This window comes from Micromonospora haikouensis (assembly GCF_900091595.1).
GTDB lineage: Bacteria > Actinomycetota > Actinomycetes > Mycobacteriales > Micromonosporaceae > Micromonospora > Micromonospora haikouensis.
The window spans coordinates 173,798-189,866 of record NZ_FMCW01000014.1 but is presented as its reverse complement, the minus strand read 5'-3'; the positions used below and the strand labels follow the sequence as shown (position 1 = coordinate 189,866).

Annotated in this window: 15 protein-coding genes; 9 read left to right on the top strand and 6 right to left on the bottom strand. The window is 72.5% G+C overall.

The window, feature by feature from the left end; all coding sequences use genetic code 11:
- Positions 1-52 precede the first annotated feature (52 nt).
- From GA0070558_RS16465 to GA0070558_RS16445, 5 genes are all read right to left on the bottom strand, one after another.
- Positions 53-2,611: an ABC transporter permease gene (locus tag GA0070558_RS16465; RefSeq protein WP_091280712.1), complete on the bottom strand. Its 2,559-nt coding sequence runs from the start codon at positions 2,609-2,611 to the stop codon at positions 53-55.
- On the bottom strand, positions 2,611-3,384 hold the full coding sequence (locus GA0070558_RS16460; RefSeq protein WP_077939983.1) for an ABC transporter ATP-binding protein: 774 nt from the start codon (positions 3,382-3,384) through the stop codon (positions 2,611-2,613). The genes GA0070558_RS16465 and GA0070558_RS16460 overlap by 1 nt, the downstream gene beginning before the upstream one ends.
- A 198-nt stretch (positions 3,385-3,582) precedes the next feature.
- Positions 3,583-4,272 (bottom strand): response regulator, encoded by a 690-nt coding sequence (locus GA0070558_RS16455; RefSeq protein WP_091280708.1) that lies wholly within the window; start codon positions 4,270-4,272, stop codon positions 3,583-3,585.
- Positions 4,273-4,323: 51 nt separating this feature from the next.
- Complete coding sequence (locus GA0070558_RS16450; RefSeq protein WP_091280704.1) at positions 4,324-5,520, bottom strand: sensor histidine kinase; 1,197 nt, start codon at positions 5,518-5,520, stop codon at positions 4,324-4,326.
- A gap of 76 nt (positions 5,521-5,596) precedes the next feature.
- The gene (locus GA0070558_RS16445; RefSeq protein WP_077939986.1) at positions 5,597-6,514 is read right to left on the bottom strand and encodes a RecB family exonuclease; all 918 of its coding nucleotides are present in this window, start codon (positions 6,512-6,514) and stop codon (positions 5,597-5,599) included.
- A gap of 153 nt (positions 6,515-6,667) precedes the next feature.
- Between GA0070558_RS16445 and GA0070558_RS16440 the strand changes: the two genes are divergently transcribed.
- The 3 genes from GA0070558_RS16440 to GA0070558_RS16430 are packed head-to-tail and all read left to right on the top strand — an operon-like array spanning position 6,668 to position 9,386.
- Positions 6,668-7,759, top strand: a complete 1,092-nt coding sequence (locus tag GA0070558_RS16440) for a M50 family metallopeptidase (protein ID WP_439709607.1) — start codon at positions 6,668-6,670, stop codon at positions 7,757-7,759.
- Positions 7,756-8,817, top strand: coding sequence for a tRNA (adenine-N1)-methyltransferase (locus GA0070558_RS16435; RefSeq protein ID WP_439709606.1), 1,062 nt, complete (start codon positions 7,756-7,758; stop codon positions 8,815-8,817). The genes GA0070558_RS16440 and GA0070558_RS16435 overlap by 4 nt, the downstream gene beginning before the upstream one ends.
- Positions 8,814-9,386 (top strand): hypothetical protein, encoded by a 573-nt coding sequence (locus GA0070558_RS16430; RefSeq protein WP_091280698.1) that lies wholly within the window; start codon positions 8,814-8,816, stop codon positions 9,384-9,386. Before GA0070558_RS16435 ends, GA0070558_RS16430 begins: the two co-directional genes overlap by 4 nt.
- A gap of 70 nt (positions 9,387-9,456) precedes the next feature.
- Here the strand turns inward: GA0070558_RS16430 and GA0070558_RS16425 are convergent, their stop codons facing one another.
- A complete protein-coding gene (locus tag GA0070558_RS16425) occupies positions 9,457-9,750 on the bottom strand; it encodes a ferredoxin (RefSeq protein WP_091280694.1) in 294 nt (97 codons plus the stop codon).
- A gap of 177 nt (positions 9,751-9,927) precedes the next feature.
- Here GA0070558_RS16425 and arc point away from each other — a divergent pair, with 177 nt between their 5' ends.
- The 6 genes from arc (at position 9,928) to prcA (ending at position 16,033) form a co-directional block, all read left to right on the top strand.
- A complete protein-coding gene (arc, locus tag GA0070558_RS16420) occupies positions 9,928-11,709 on the top strand; it encodes a proteasome ATPase (protein WP_043968817.1) in 1,782 nt (593 codons plus the stop codon).
- A 175-nt stretch (positions 11,710-11,884) separates the two neighbouring features.
- Positions 11,885-13,402 carry a depupylase/deamidase Dop gene (dop, locus tag GA0070558_RS16415; protein ID WP_077939988.1) on the top strand — a complete coding sequence of 506 codons (1,518 nt, stop codon included), beginning with the start codon at positions 11,885-11,887 and terminating at the stop codon, positions 13,400-13,402.
- Between the two features lie 107 nt (positions 13,403-13,509).
- Positions 13,510-13,725, top strand: a complete 216-nt coding sequence (locus GA0070558_RS16410) for a ubiquitin-like protein Pup (RefSeq protein ID WP_036375672.1) — start codon at positions 13,510-13,512, stop codon at positions 13,723-13,725.
- 6 nt (positions 13,726-13,731) lie between these two features.
- Positions 13,732-14,400 (top strand): endonuclease VII domain-containing protein, encoded by a 669-nt coding sequence (locus GA0070558_RS16405; protein WP_091280691.1) that lies wholly within the window; start codon positions 13,732-13,734, stop codon positions 14,398-14,400.
- The gene (prcB, locus tag GA0070558_RS16400; protein WP_176734232.1) at positions 14,319-15,158 is read left to right on the top strand and encodes a proteasome subunit beta; all 840 of its coding nucleotides are present in this window, start codon (positions 14,319-14,321) and stop codon (positions 15,156-15,158) included. Before GA0070558_RS16405 ends, prcB begins: the two co-directional genes overlap by 82 nt.
- Before the next feature lie 62 nt (positions 15,159-15,220).
- Positions 15,221-16,033 carry a proteasome subunit alpha gene (gene prcA, locus GA0070558_RS16395; RefSeq protein ID WP_091280687.1) on the top strand — a complete coding sequence of 271 codons (813 nt, stop codon included), beginning with the start codon at positions 15,221-15,223 and terminating at the stop codon, positions 16,031-16,033.
- Positions 16,034-16,069 lie beyond the last annotated feature (36 nt).

Genomic DNA, 16,069 nt, shown 5'->3' with positions numbered 1-16,069 from the left:
GAAGGGCCCCCTGCTATGCAGAATGTGTTAACAGGGGGCCCTTCCTTGCACGTCAGTCGTGGGCGATCGCGCCCAGGACGTTGATCCGGGCGGCGCGGACCGCCGGCAGCGCCGCCGCGACGACCCCGATCACCGCGGCCAGGCCGAGGAAGATCCCCATCTGCGACCACGGCAGCACCAGGTCGGTGATCCCCTCGTCCTTCAGCGCGCGGACCACCGCCGCGCCGAGGCCGGTGCCGACGGCGACGCCGAGCAGCGCGCCGAACACGGAGATCACCACGGCCTCCACGGTGATCATCCGCATGGTCTGCGCCCGGCGCAGCCCGATCGCCCGCAGCAGCCCCAGCTCCCGGGTGCGTTCCAGCACCGACAGCGCCAGGGTGTTGATGATGCCCAGCACCGCGATCACGATGGCCAGCGCCAACAGGATCTGGATCATCGTGAGCAGGGTGTCGAAACCGCTGGTCTGCTGCTCGATGTAGCTGGCCCGGTCGGCCACCGACACCTCCGGGTTGTCGGCCACCAGCGCGTCGAGCTGCGGCTGCACCTGCGACACCGGCGTGCCCGGGGTCAGCCGCACCAGCGCCGTGAACGGCTCCGGGTTGGTGAACTCCGGCCCCGCCTGCCCGGGCAGGATGATCGACCCGATGGACTGCTCGTCGGGCAGCACCGCCGCCACCGTGTACGTGTGCGGCCCCTCGCCCCGGGCGAACTGCGCGGTCAGCCGGTCACCGACCGACTTGCCCAGCTCCTTCGCGCCGGACACGCTCAGCGCCACCTGGTCCGGCTTGAGGGTGGCGGCCGTGCCCGACTGCGGCACGGTGCCGTAGATGCGGGCCATCGCGGCCAGGTCGGTCAGCGCCACCACGTACGTCCGGTCGCCGTCGACGATCGCGTTGTCGTTGTAGACGCCCAGCACCGCGTCCACCCCCGGCAGCGCGGCGGCCTTGTCCACCACCGACGCGTCGAACGTGGGCGGCCGGGGCCCCGTCTGCTCCCCGGAGATCACCAACTGCGCGTCGACGGTGCGCTCCGCCGAGGCGGAGATGCTCGACTTCGCCGAGTCCAGGATCACCGTCACCCCGGTCACCAGGGCGATGCCGACCATCAGCGCGGCGGCGGTGATCGCCGTGCGGCGCGGGTTGCGCCCCGAGTTGAGCCGGCCCAGCCGGCCCGGCACCGACCAGGCGAACAACGCACCGAGCAGCGACACCACCGGGCGGCTGATCAGCGGGGTCAGCAGCGCCACCCCGATGAACGTGAACAGCACCCCGGCCAGGATCACCGTCAGCGTGGCCCCGCCCGCGTTGCCGGTCAGGCCGACGGCCAGCAGCCCGCCGCCGAGGGCGGTGACCACCGCCCCGGACACCGTGATCTTCGTCAGCGGCCGGTCCGGGGTGGCCACGTCCTGCATCGCCGCGATCGGCGGGATGCGCGCCGCCCGCAGCGCCGGCAGCAGCGCCGCGACGACCGTGATCAGCATGCCGACGGCGAACGCGCCGACCACCGCCTGCGGCGGAACGCCGATCCCGGCCAGCTCCAGCCCTCCGGCGAACCGGCCGAACGCCCAGGCCAGCAGCGCGCCCACCCCGACGCCCGCGCCCAGCCCGAGGACCGAGGCGATCAGGCCGACCGCGAGGGCCTCCAGCACCACCGAACCGATGATCTGCCGCCCGCTCGCGCCGATGGCCCGCATCAGCGCCAGCTCCCGGGTCCGCTGCGCCACGATGATCGAGAACGTGTTGAGGATCAGGAACGTGCCCACCAACAGCGCCACCGCGGCGAAGCCGAGCAGCACCTTGTTGAAGAACGACAGCCCCTCCTTGAGGCTGGCCGACGAGGCGGCGGAGAGCTCCTCGCCGGTCTTCACGTCAAAGCCGGCGCCCAGCGTGCGGGCCACGTCGTCGCGCACCGTCTCCGGGCGCACCCCGTCGGCGACCCGTACGGTGACGTTGTTGAACGTGCCGGGCTTGCCGAGCATCAGCCGCTGGGCGGCGGGCGTGGTGAACGCGACCTCGTTCGCGCCGCCGATGGTGTCCCGGCCGCTGCTGTAGCCGAAGACCCCCACCAGGGTGAACTCGCGCCGCTTCGACTCGAACGCGGTCAGCGCGCCGACCCGGTCACCCACCTTCACCTTCGCGGCCTCCGCCAACGCCGCGTTCACCGCGATCTCGTCGTCGGCCTGCGGACCGCGCCCCTCGCGCAGCCGCACCAGGTCGGACTCGCCCGCCCAGTTCACGCCGAGCTGCGGCGGACCGAACGAGGTGACCACCTTGCCGTTGCTGCCGATCAGCCGGGCCCCGTCGGCGTTGACCCGACCCGTGGCAGCCGCCACCCCCGGCACCGCCCGCACCCGGTCCACCACGTCCGCGGCGAACGGCGTGGACACCTGCTCGCCCTCGCCCTCGCCCACCTCCAGCTTCGGCTTCGCGGCCACGTTGACGTCGACGCCCGCGTACGCGTCGGCGAACACCGCGTCGAAGGACCGGCCGAGGGTGTCGGTGAGCACGAACGCCCCGGAGACGAACATGACGCCGAGCACCACCGCCAGGCCGGACAGGACCAGGCGCACCTTGCGCGCCAGCAGGCTCTTCATGGTCGCCCGGAACATCAGTTGCCCACCTCGGTCGCGGCGGGGACGTCCAGCTTCTTCATCGTGTCCAGCACCGTGTCGGCCGTCGGCTCGATCAGCTCCGACACGATCTCCCCGTCGGCGAGGAACACCACCCGGTCGGCGTACGCGGCGGCCGTCGGGTCGTGGGTCACCATGACGATCGTCTGGCCGTGCTCGCGCACCGAGTTGCGCAGGAAGCTCAGCACCTCCGCGCCGGAGCGGGAGTCCAGGTTGCCCGTCGGCTCGTCGGCGAAGATCACCTCGGGGCGGGCGACCAGCGCCCGCGCGCACGCCACCCGCTGCTGCTGACCGCCGGAGAGCTGCGCCGGGCGGTGGTCGAGCCGGTCGCGCAACCCCACCGTCGCGATCACCACGTCGTACCAGGCCGGATCCGGCTTGCGCCCGGCGATCGACAACGGCAGCAGGATGTTCTCCTTCGCCGTCAGCGTCGGCAGCAGGTTGAACTGCTGGAAGATGAAGCCCACCTTGTCGCGGCGCAGCTTCGTCAGCCCCGCGTCGCCGAGCCCCGTCACCGTCGTGTCGCCGATCGCCACCGTGCCCCGGGTCACCGAGTCCAGGCCCGCCAGGCAGTGCATCAGCGTCGACTTGCCCGACCCCGACGGGCCCATGATCGCGGTGAACCTGCCCCGCTCGAACTCGGCGCTCACCCCCCGCAGCGCGACGACCTGCGCCTCGCCGCTGCCGTACACCTTCCACACGTCGCTTGCGCGGGCCGCGGCCTGCGCCTGGCGGCCTGTCGTCGCGGTCACGTCATCTACCTCTTCCGTCGGGTGGGCCGCACCGGCCCCCGCTGGCCCGGTGCGGGCATGTGCCCATCCTCAGGCCCCCGCGGCGCCGAACCCTCCGACTTCGGGCGGACCCACAGCGGATTTCCCGCTGCGGGTGGGCCCCGATGCCGGCTCAGGGTTGCCCCTGACCGCTACGCCCCCGCCTCACCAGGTCAACGGCTACCCCCGGGGCCGCACCAGACCCGACTCGTACGCGAGCACCACGGCCTGCACCCGGTCACGCAGCCCCAACTTCGTCAGCACGTGCCCGACGTGGGTCTTCACCGTCGTCTCGCTGACCGTCAACTCCCGGGCGATCTCCGCGTTGGACAGCCCCCGCGCCACCTGCACCAGCACCTCCCGCTCGCGCTCGGTGAGCGTGCCGAGCGCCCGCGGCGGCGTCGCCGCCGGATCGGGCAGCGAGTCGGCGAAGCGGTCCAGCAGCCGCTTGAGGATCCGCGGGGCGACCACCGCCTCCCCGGCGGCGACCGTGCGGATCGCGGTCACCAGGTCCTCCGCAGGCACGTCCTTGGCCAGGAAACCACTGGCCCCGGCGCGCAGCGCCCCCACCACGTACTCGTCGAGGTCGAACGTCGTCAGGATCAGCACCCGCACCGGCAGCCGGGCCTCGACGATGGCCCGGGTCGCGGCCACCCCGTCCATCCGGGGCATCCGGATGTCCATCAGCACCACGTCCGGCAGCAGCCGGCGGGACAGGTCCACCGCCTCCACGCCGTCGCCGGCCTCGGCCACGATGTCCAGCCCCTCCTCGGAGCCCAACACCATCCGGAACCCGGTGCGCAGCAGCGGCTGGTCGTCGGCGAGCAGGATCCGCACCGGCCGCGGCGGCGTCGCGCCCTCTTCGGTCATCTGGGTCCCCCCGTCGCGCCGGCCCGGCCGGCTGGTCGTGACGCGGCCCGGTCACACCGGCACCGCCCCGAGCTGCTCCACCGGAATCCTCGCGTACACCCGGTAGCCGCCGCCGGGCCGGGCCCCGGTGCGCAGCGTCCCGCCGTAGAGCCCCACCCGCTCCCGCATGCCCACCAGCCCGTGCCCGACCCGGACCGCGCCCGGCGCCGGCCCCCGACCGGTGTCGGTGACCTCCACCGCCAGGTACGCCGCGCCGAACGTCAACCGCACCACCGCCGTCGCCTCCCCGGCGTGCTTGAGGGCGTTGGTCAGGGCCTCCTGCACGATCCGGTAGACCGTCAACGCCACCCCCTCCTCCAACGACCCCGGCTCGCCCTCGACCCGCAACGTCACCGGCAGCCCCGCCTCGCGCACCTGCTCCACCAGCGGCTCGATGCCCGCCAGCCCCGGCTGCGGGGCCAGGTCGGCCGCCGGCTCCGCGTCGGTGCGCAGCACGTCCAACAGCCGGCGCAGCTCCCGCAGCGTCGCCCGGCCGGTGTCCTCGATCGTGGCGATCGCCTCGTCGGCGGCGTCCGGGTCGCGGCGCAGCACCCGCCGAGCCCCGGTGGCGAGAACCCCCATCACGCTCACGTGGTGGGCCACCACGTCGTGCAGCTCCCGGGCGATGCGCCGCCGCTCGTCGGCCACCGCCTGCTCGGCCAGGGACCGCTGGTTCTGCTCGGCCACCCGGGCCCGTTCCCGCAGCGCCTCGGTGGAGGCGCGGCGGGCGTGCACCGCCCGGCCCACCGCGTACGCCACCACGGCGACGAGCAGGTTGTTGAGCACCAGGTAGGCCGGGCCCACCTCGAAGACCGTGTCGGCGATCGGGTCGAGGACGTTGACCGCCGCCACCGGCACCCACAGCGCCACGGTGGCCAGCACCGCCGGGCGCGCCCGGTGGTGCGCCGCCATCGTGTACGTCAACGCGACGAAGGTGAGGCTCTGCGTGGTCGGGGCGTGCCCGAACAACACCGGCACCGCCAGGGTCGCCACGGCGGCGGCCACCGCCGGCCACGGCGCCGTCCGGCGCAGCGCCACCGGGGCGGCACACAGCACGCTCCACCCCAGCGCCGCCGGCAGCGGGCCGGGCCGGAAGTCGACCGGGGTGAGCAGGACGAAGAGGGCGTCCACCAGCACCACGGCGACGGCGAGCAGCGCGTCGGCGGCCAGCCGGTGGCGGCGCAGCCACGCCCTCAACCCTGCGGTCATAGGGGAACGCTAGCCGCCGCCACGCGGGATCGATCGTCGCCGACGGTGAACCCGGTCTCCTCCTCAGGGAGGAGCCTCACTCGTCCGCGCCGGGCGGGCTGGGCCGCGACCGGGCGTCGACCAGCGGATCCGCCGAGGCGGCCGCCGCCGGGAACGGCGGCGGGGTCCCGCCGAAACTCGGGCACAGCGCCCGGTGGTTGCACCAGTCGCACAGCCGGCTCGGCCGGGGCCGGAAATCCTGCCGGGCCGTCGCCGCCTCGATCGCCTGCCACAACGCCACCACGGTGCGCTCGAACCGCGCCAGCTCCTCCGCGTCGGGGGCGTAGTCGCAGACCTCCGCGTCCTTGAGGTAGAGCAGCCGCAACACCCGCGGCACCACCCCGCGGGTGCGCCACAGCACCAGCGCGTAGAACTTCAGCTGGAACAACGCCCGCGCCTCGAACGCCTCCCGGGGCGCGCCGCCGGTCTTGTAGTCGACCACCCGCAGCGCCCCGTCGGGGGCCACGTCCAGACGGTCGAGATAGCCCCGGATCAACAGCTCGTCGTCGACCACCGCCGAGATCAACGCCTCCCGCTCGGCCGGCTCCAACCGGCGCGGGTCCTCCACCGCGAAGTAGCCCCCCAGCAGCCCGGACGCCGACCGCAGGAACTCCGCCGTGCCGTCGGGATCGGCGGCGTCGAACAGGGCCGCCAGCTCCGGCTGCTCGGTGACCAGCCGGTCCCACTGCGGGGCCACCAGGTCACCGGCCGCCTCCGGGGTGCGCCCGGCCGCCGGCAGGTCGAACAGCCGCTCCAGCACCGCGTGCACCAGCGTGCCCCGGGCCTGCTCCACGCTCGGCCGCTCGGGCAGCCGGTCGATGCTGCGGAACCGGTAGAGCAGCGGACACGTCTTGAAGTCGGCCGCCCGCGACGGCGACAGCGACGCCCGGACCGTCGCCGGCACCTCCGCCGTGGCCCGCGCCTGCTGCTGGTCGATCACCGGTTCCGCCGTCATGCCCGGAAGGTTAGGCCACCGGTCCGACAAGCCCACCGCGCCGCTCCGGCAGGTGCCCGTCGGCGTCGGGTCCGTAGCATCGGGGCGATGGAGCCGCCGCAGACCGACCGACCGCCGCGCCGTCCCACCCGCCCCGGCCTCACCGTCGGCCGGATCCTCGGCGTGCCGCTGCACCTCAACGGGTCGATGCTGCTGCTGGCCCTGCTGGTCACCGTGACCTACGCCGAGTTCGCCCGCCGCCAGCTCGACCTCTCCCAGCTCGGCGCGTACCTGATCGGCGTCGGGTTCGTCGTGTCGCTGCTCGGCTCCGTGCTGCTGCACGAGCTCGGCCACGCCCTCACCGCCCGCCGCTACGGCATCGGCGTGCGGGGCATCACCCTGGAACTGCTCGGCGGATACACGGAGATGGACCGCGACGCCCCCAGCCCCCGCGTCGACCTGCTGGTCTCGCTGGCCGGCCCGGCCGTCTCCGCGGTGCTCGGCGCCGCCGCCGTCGCCGCCACGTTGGCGCTGCCCGACGGCACCCTGACCAACCAGCTCGCCTTCCAGCTCGCGGTCAGCAACGTCATCGTCGCGCTGTTCAACCTGCTGCCCGGCCTGCCGCTCGACGGCGGCCGCGCCCTGCGGGCCGCCGTGTGGGCGGTCACCCGCGACCGGCACACCGGCACCGAGGTCGCCGGCTGGGTCGGCCGGGCCGTCGCCGTCGGCACCGTCGCGGTCACGCTCGTGCTGACCGTCAACCGGCTGCTGGCCCCCCTCGCCCTGCCGCTGATGCTGCTCGTCGCGGTCACCCTGTGGCGCGGGGCGGGCCAGTCCATCCGGCTGGCCCGGATCAGCCGCCGCTTCCCGCTGATCGACCTGCGCCGACTGGCCCGCCCCGTCCTCGCCGTACCCACCGGCACCCCGCTGGCCGAGGCGCAGCGCCGCCGCGCCGAGGGCGACCGCCCCGACGCCGCGCTCGCCGTCACCGACGGCGCCGGCCGGCCCGTCGCGCTCGTCGACCCCGTCGCCGCCGACGCCGTGCCGCCGGCCCGCCGGCCCTGGATCGCCGTCGACGCCGTCGCCCGCGCCCTCGCCGGCCTGCCCGTCCTGCCGGCCGGCCTCGACGGGGAACGGGTCATGGAGGCCGTGCGGACCCACCCGGGCGCACAGTACGTCGTGACGGCAGGCGAAGATGTCGTCGGCGTTCTGCACATCGCGGACCTGGCGCAGCTCCTGGAACCCAAACGGAAGATGAACACGTGACCGCACATCCCCCCACCCTCCCGGCCGACCCCGACGCGCCGGCGTCCGCCGACACCCCGGCGTCGCCGCCCGTGCCGGCGGCCCACGGCAGCGCCGCGCCGGGCCTCCGCCACGCCAGGGGCCCCTTCCGCCCCGGCGACCGGGTGCAGCTGACCGACCCGAAGGGGCGGATGCACACGGTCACCCTGGAGCCCGGCAAGGAGTTCCACACCCACCGCGGGATCCTCGCCCACGACGCGCTCATCGGGCTGACCGACGGCAGCGTGGTCACCACCTCCGGCGGCGGCACCGCGTTCCTCGCGCTGCGCCCCCTGCTGTCGGACTACGTCCTGTCCATGCCGCGCGGCGCCCAGGTGATCTACCCGAAGGACTCGGCGCAGATCGTCGCCATGGGCGACATCTTCCCCGGCGCGAAGGTCCTCGAGGCCGGCGCCGGCTCCGGCGCGCTGAGCTGCTCCCTGCTGCGGGCCGTCGGCACCACCGGCGAACTGCACTCCTACGAACTGCGCGACGACTTCGCCCAGATCGCCCGCCGCAACGTCGAGGCGTTCTTCCACGGCCCGCACCCGGCGTGGCGGCTGCACGTCGGCGACGTCGCCGACTGCGCGGAGACCGGCTTCGACCGGATCATCCTGGACATGCTCACCCCCTGGGAGGCCCTCGACATGGTCGAGCGGGCCCTCGTGCCCGGCGGGGTGTTCATCGGCTACGTCGCCACCACCCCCCAGCTGTCGGAGCTGGTGGAAGCGCTGCGCGAGCGCGGCGGCTGGACCGAGCCGCGCGCCTGGGAGTCCCTGGTGCGCGACTGGCACGCCGAAGGGCTCGCCGTGCGCCCCGACCACCGGATGATCGCGCACACCGCGTTCCTCGTCTCCGCCCGCCGCCTCGCCCCCGGCGTCACCGCACCGCCCCGGCGGCGCAAACCCAGCAAGGGCGCCGAGGCGTACGCCGAACGCAAGCAGGCGCTGCGCGCGGCCGCCGAGGCCCGCCAGGCCGCCGCCGCCCAGGCCGCCGGGGCGCTGCCCGACACGGCGGAGGAGCGTGGGGTGGCCGGATGAGCCAGCCGGGCTTCGGCGGTCAGGACGTGCCGGCGGTCTTCCCCGACTGGTCGCCCTACCCGGACCTCGAATCGGCGGCGCGGGCCTACCTGCGGGACCCGGACGTCGCGCTGGAGGCCCTGGGCGGGGTGCTGCGCGGCGCGTCCGTGCTCGGCTTCACCCTCGAACGGTTCGTCAACGAGGTCAACGGCGTGTGGCAGGAGGTCGTGGTCTGCGACGGCAGCCGCCTCGTGCTCTGGCACGGCGAGGACGTGCCGCCGGGGGAGGGGCCGCCCGGCTCGATGACCTCGTCGCTGCGGGTGGTGCCGGTCTCCACCGTCACCGAGGTCGGCTGCCGGCGGCGGCTCACCCGCATCGACGACGGCCGGATCCGGGTCGACAGCATCGACGTCTACCTGCTGCTCACCTCGCTCGACGAGGCGCCGCCCGGCGACGAGATCGGCGGGGTGCCCCGGCACGACGCGCTGCGCTTCGGCAAGACCCTCGACGACGGCGGGGCGGGGCAGATCGCCCGGCTGGAGGAGTTCGCCCGGACGGTCGCCGCCGTGGTGGGCCGGCCGCTGCTCTGAGCCCGGCCCGCCGGGCGACGCCGCCCGGGTCGCCCCGCCCGGGGCGACCCGGCGGGTGCCCGGTCGACGCTCAGTCGTCCGCGGCGTCCGGGCCGGCGACCTCGACGCCGTCGCCCCGCACCACGTGGATGCACTCGCCCGGGCACTCCTTCGCCGAGTCGATCACCTCAAGTCGCAGGTGCTCGGGCACCCCCACCCGGCTGCCCGGGGCGAGCTGCAACTCGCCGTCGGCACCCTTGACGTAGGCCAGCCCGTCGACGTCGAACTCGAAGACCTCCGGCGCGTACTGCACGCACAGGCCGTCGCCCGTGCACAGATCCTGGTCCACCCAGACCTGCAACTGGTCGGTCGCGACCTCGCTCACCGGCGTACCCCCATGTTCTCCCGTCCCACGACACGACGGTACCCGAACGCCCCGACCTGCCCCCGTGGCCACCCTTGGCGATCAAGGTTCAGTGACGAGGGCGTTGCGTGGGACCGAATCGGCCTCATAGCGGCTAGTGTTAGGGCAGAACGTTCAAGCCCCCCGGGGAGGTGGGACGTGGCACGCAGCGACGACGCGGACTCGCGCGCCGCACGGTGGGAGAAGGAGGCCCACGATCTCTCCACGCAGGTCGCGTTCCTTCAAGAGGAACTCGCTCTGGTGCGGCGCAAGTTGACCGAAAGCCCCCGACACGTCCGGCAGCTCGAAGAGCGGCTGGCGGCCACCCAGGCACAGTTGGCGCGGCTGACCGAGAACAACGAACGGCTCGTGAGCACTCTCAAGGAGGCCCGAGCGCAGATCGTGACGCTCAAGGAGGAGATCGACCGCCTCGCGCAACCGCCGAGTGGCTACGGTGTCTTCCTGGCAGCGCACGAGGACGGCACGGTGGACGTGTTCACCGGTGGGCGCAAGCTCCGGGTGGCCGTCTCACCCTCGCTGGACGTCGCGGAGCTGCGACGTGGCCAGGAGGTCCTGCTCAACGACGCGCTCAACATCGTCGACGCGTTCGGTTTCGAGCGGGTCGGCGAGGTGGTGATGCTCAAGGAGATCCTCGCGGGTCCCGAGGGCGCTCCGGGCGACCGGGCGCTGGTGGTCTCGCACTCCGACGAGGAGCGCATCGTGCACCTCGCCGAGACCCTGATCGGCTCGCCGATCCGGGCCGGCGACTCGCTCATGATCGAGCCCCGCTCGGCGTACGCGTACGAGCGGATCCCGAAGAGCGAGGTCGAGGAGCTGGTCCTGGAGGAGGTGCCCGACGTCGACTACACCGACATCGGTGGCCTCCAGTCGCAGATCGAGCAGATCCGCGACGCGGTGGAGCTGCCCTTCCTGCACGCGGACCTGTTCCGTGAGCACCAGCTCCGCCCGCCCAAGGGCATCCTGCTCTACGGCCCGCCCGGCTGCGGCAAGACGCTCATCGCCAAGGCGGTGGCGAACTCGCTGGCCAAGAAGATCGCCGAGCGGCTGGGCAAGGAGAGGCACACCAGCTTCTTCCTCAACATCAAGGGCCCCGAGCTGCTCAACAAGTACGTCGGCGAGACCGAGCGGCACATCCGGTTGATCTTCCAGCGGGCCCGGGAGAAGGCCGGCGAGGGCACGCCGGTGATCGTGTTCTTCGACGAGATGGATTCCATCTTCCGCACCCGCGGCTCCGGCGTCTCCTCCGACGTGGAGAACACGATCGTCCCCCAGCTGCTCAGCGAGATCGACGGCGTGGAGGGGCTGGAGAACGTCATCGTCATCGGCGCCTCCAACCGGGAGGACATGATCGACCCGGCCATCCTGCGCCCCGGTCGGCTCGACGTGAAGATCAAGATCGAGCGGCCGGACGCCGAGGCGGCCAAGGACATCTTCTCCAAGTACATCCTCTCCGGGCTGCCGCTGCACCCGGACGACCTGGCCGAACACGGAGGCGACGCCCAGGCCACCGTCGCCGCCATGATCGACGCGGTCGTGCTGCGGATGTACTCCGAAACCGAGGAGAACCGCTTCCTCGAGGTCACCTACGCCAACGGCGACAAGGAAGTCCTCTACTTCAAGGACTTCAACTCCGGCGCGATGATCCAGAACATCGTCGACCGGGGCAAGAAGATGGCGATCAAGGAGTTCCTCACCTCCGGACGCAAGGGCCTGCGCCTGCAGCACCTCCTCGACGCCTGCGTCGACGAGTTCCGCGAGAACGAGGACCTCCCCAACACCACCAACCCCGACGACTGGGCCCGCATCTCCGGCAAGAAGGGCGAACGGATCGTCTACATCCGCACGCTCGTCTCCGGCGGCAAGGGCACCGAGGCCGGCCGGTCGATCGAGACCGCCAGCAACACCGGCCAATACCTGTAACCACCCCCGACAACACGACCGGGGCCCGCGACAGCGACGTCGCGGGCCCCGTCGCGTCCCCGCACCGACACGACACCCGCCCCGACGTGGCCGCCCGCCGCGCCCCCGCACCGCGCGACGCGGACTACGCTCGACGTGACGGGGGACCGGGTCGGCGAGCGAAGCGGGTAGGTTGATGAGCGTAAGACGGATCATGGGCACCGAGGTCGAGTACGGCATCTCCGTGCCCGGCCAGGCGGGGGCCAACCCGATGGTCACCTCCTCCCAGGTGGTCAACGCCTACGGGGCACGCCCCGAACTCAACCGGGGCGGCCGGGCCCGCTGGGACTACGAAGAGGAGTCGCCGCTGCGCGACGCCCGCGGCTTCACCTACTCCGGCGCCGCGTACGACCCCGCCGAGGCCCTCGCCGACGAGGATCTCGGGCTGGCCAACGTCATACTCACCAACGGCGCCCGCCTCTACGTCGACCACGCCCACCCCGAATACTCCACCCCCGAGGTCACCAACCCCCTCGACGTGGTCCGGTGGGACAAGGCCGGCGAACGGGTGATGGCCGAGGCCGCCCGCCGGGCCGCCACCATCCCGGGCACCCAGCCCATCCACCTCTACAAGAACAACACCGACAACAAGGGCGCCAGCTACGGCGCCCACGAGAACTACCTGATGCGCCGGCAGACGCCGTTCGCCGACATCGTCGCCTACCTGACGCCGTTCTTCGTCACCCGGCAGATCGTCTGCGGCGCCGGCCGCGTCGGCATCGGCCAGGACGGCGGCGCCAGCGGCTTCCAGATCTCCCAGCGCGCCGACTTCTTCGAGGTCGAGGTCGGCCTGGAGACGACGCTCAAGCGGCCCATCATCAACACCCGCGACGAGCCGCACGCCGACGCCGACAAGTACCGCCGGCTGCACGTCATCATCGGCGACGCCAACCTGTCGGAGATCTCCACGTACCTCAAGGTCGGCACCACCGCCCTGATCCTCACCATGATCGAGCAGAAGGCCCTCGGGCCGGACCTGGGCATCGCCGACCCGGTGAGCGAGCTGCGCGCCGTCAGCCACGACCCGTCGCTCAAGCACCTGATGCGGCTGCGCGACGGGCGTCGGCTGACCGCCCTGGACGTGCAGTGGGCCTACTTCGAGCGGGTCAGCTCCTTCGTGGACGACCGGTACGGCACCGACGTCGACGAGCAGACCGCCGACGTGCTCGACCGCTGGGAGAGCGTGCTCGACCGGCTTGGCCGCGACGCGTTCGAGTGCGCCGACGAGCTGGACTGGGTGGCGAAGCTGCGGCTGCTGGAGGGCTACCGGGAGCGGGAGAAACTCGGCTGGGGCTCGCACAAGCTCCAACTGGTCGACCTCCAGTACTCCGACGTGCGGCCGGAGAAGGGCCTCTACCACCGGCTCGTGCAGCGCGGGTCGATGAAGACGCTGCTGACCGACGAGCAGACCCGCACGGCGATGACCGAGCCGCCGGAGGACACCCGGGCCTACTTCCGGGGCCGCTGCCTGGCCCAGTACGCCTCCGAGGTGGTCGCCGCGAGCTGGGACTCGGTGATCTTCGACGTGGGCCGGGAGTCGCTGGTGCGGGTGCCGATGATGGAGCCGGAGCGGGGCACCCGCAAGCACGTCGGCGCCCTGTTCGACCGGTGCGTCAGCGCGAAGGACCTGCTGGAGACGCTGACCGGCGGCTGACCCTGCCGTGAGCCCGAAAGCCCGCCCCGCGCCAAGCCGGCGCGCGGCGGGCTTTTCGTCGCCTCCGCGAGGTAAGTTCATCGGAGACGATCGTGGAGGAGGCAGCAATGGCCACTCGTGACAGCGGCGGGCAGTCGCAGTCGGGCAAGGCCCGGCAGGGCGAGGAGATCGAGGACGTCACCACCGAGGCGAACCCGGAGGTCGCCGAGCGGCACGCCGAGATCACCGAGGACGTCGACGACCTGCTCGACGAGATCGACTCCGTCCTGGAGGAGAACGCAGAGGAGTTCGTGAGGGGATATGTCCAAAAGGGGGGTGAATGATGCTATATGTCCGATTTGCCCAGCGCATCGGACAAGAGGTGTCCCCAGTGTGAGCGCCTGCTGCCCACGACCGAGTTCCACCGCAACCGGCGGCGCGCGGACGGGCTGGCTTTTTACTGCAAGAGCTGCGCGGCGGCCCGCTCGGAGGCGAGCCGCCGCAAGCGCGGGATCAGCGCGCCGAAGAGGGCTCCGGTTCCGGTCCCCGTCGGGCTGAAATGGTGTCCCGACTGCGGAGACATCAAGCCGCTTGAGGACTTTCCGCGCACCAGGAAGGCCGGCGGGCGGCACACGTACTGCAAACCGTGCCACAACGCCCGTGGCAGGGAAGCGGTGCAGCGGCTCTACGGTGGCACCCGCGAATACCACCTCCGTCGCCGCTACGGGGTGGGGCAGAAGGAGTTCGACGAGCTCCTCGCCGAGCAGGGCGGGGTCTGCGCGATCTGTGGTGGCGCGGACCCGCAACATCTGGACCACGATCATCGCACCGGCTGGGTGCGCGGGATACTCTGCTTCAATTGCAACGGTGGTCTTGGCCAGTTCCGTGACAGTCCTACGAGGCTGGCCAGGGCGATCACGTACCTGAAGGGAACCACGTGGCAGCGGGTTTTGATCCATCCGGGCGTCTACCAGATGTGTTCACCAACGCGGGGACGTCGTCCTTCACGTCTTTCCTGAGCAGGGTGGCCCCCGAGATGCTGCCCGGCCGTCGGCCGTTGCCGCCCGGCATGGCCGCCGACCTGGCGCCGCACGCGACCACCATCGTGGCCATCTCGGCCGCCGGTGGCGTGGTGATGGCGGGCGACCGACGGGCCACCATGGGCAACCTGATCGCCCAGCGGGACATCGAGAAGGTGCACCCGGCCGACGCGTACTCGCTGGTCGGCATCGCGGGCACCGCGGGCATCGGCATCGAGCTGATGCGACTGTTCCAGGTGGAGCTGGAGCACTACGAGAAGATCGAGGGCGCGATGCTCTCGCTCGACGGCAAGGCCAACCGGCTGGCGTCGATGATCCGGGGCAACCTGGGCGCGGCCATGCAGGGCCTCGCGGTGATCCCGCTGTTCGCCGGGTTCGACCTGGCCGCCGCCGACCCGGCGCGGGCGGGGCGGATCTTCAGCTTCGACGTCACCGGCGGCCCCTACGAGGAGACCGGTTACGACGCGATCGGCTCCGGTTCGATCTTCGCGCGGTCGGCGTTGAAGAAGCGGTTCCGGGCTGGCCTGTCGGTCGACGACGCGGTGCGGCTCGCGGTGGAGGCGCTCTACGACGCGGCCGACGACGACACGGCCACCGGTGGCCCGGACCTGACCCGCCGGATCTACCCGGTGGTGATGACGGCGACGGCGGAGGGCACCCACCGGCTCACCGACGCCGAGACGGCCGCGATCGCCGAGGCCGTGGTGGCCGGCCGGATGGAGAACCCGGGCGGCTGAGCCCCGCCTCCGCCTTAGTCAGCAGTCGTCGTCAGCACAGCGCCCAAAGGAGAACCGCCGCCGTGGCCATGCAGTTCTACGCCTCGCCCGAGCAGATCATGCGCGACCGCTCCGAGCTGGCCCGCAAGGGCATCGCCCGGGGCCGCAGCGCGGTGGTCCTGAGCTACTCCGGCGGGGTGCTCTTCGTCGCGGAGAACCTCTCCAGCACCCTGCACAAGGTCAGTGAGATCTACGACCGGATCGGCTTCGCCGCCGTGGGCCGGTACAACGAGTTCGAGAATCTGCGTCGCGCCGGGGTCCGGATGGCCGACCTCAACGGCCTGAGCTACGACCGGCGGGACGTGACGGGTCTGGCGTTGGCCAACGCGTACGCGCAGACCCTCGGCGCCATCTTCACCGAGCAGTCGAAGCCGTTCGAGGTGGAGATCTGCGTGGCGGAGGTGGGTGCGACGCCGGAGGCCGACGCGCTCTACCGGTTGACGTACGACGGTTCGGTCAACGACGAGCCGGGCCGGATGGCGATGGGTGGGCAGGCCGAGGCGATCTCCGGTGTGCTCAAGTCGCAGCACCGGCCGGACATGTCGCTCGGTGAGGCGGTCCGGGTGGCCGTGGCGGCGTTGGGCAGCGTCGGCGGTGAGGGCGGGGCGGCGCGGACGATCGCGGCCCACCAGTTGGAGGTGGCGGTCCTGGACCGGCACCGTAAGGGCCGGACGTTCCGGCGGATCACCGGTGCGGCCCTGACCGCGCTGCTGGACGCCGAGGCGGAGGAGTCGAAGGAGCCGGCGACCGAGGAGCGTCCGGAGACCCCGGCGACGCCGACGCAGGAGGCGGGGAAGCCGACGACGTCGGCGGGTTCGGCGGACCTGGAGGGGTAGCGCGGGTCCGACACGCCCGGGGCGTGACCGTTCGGC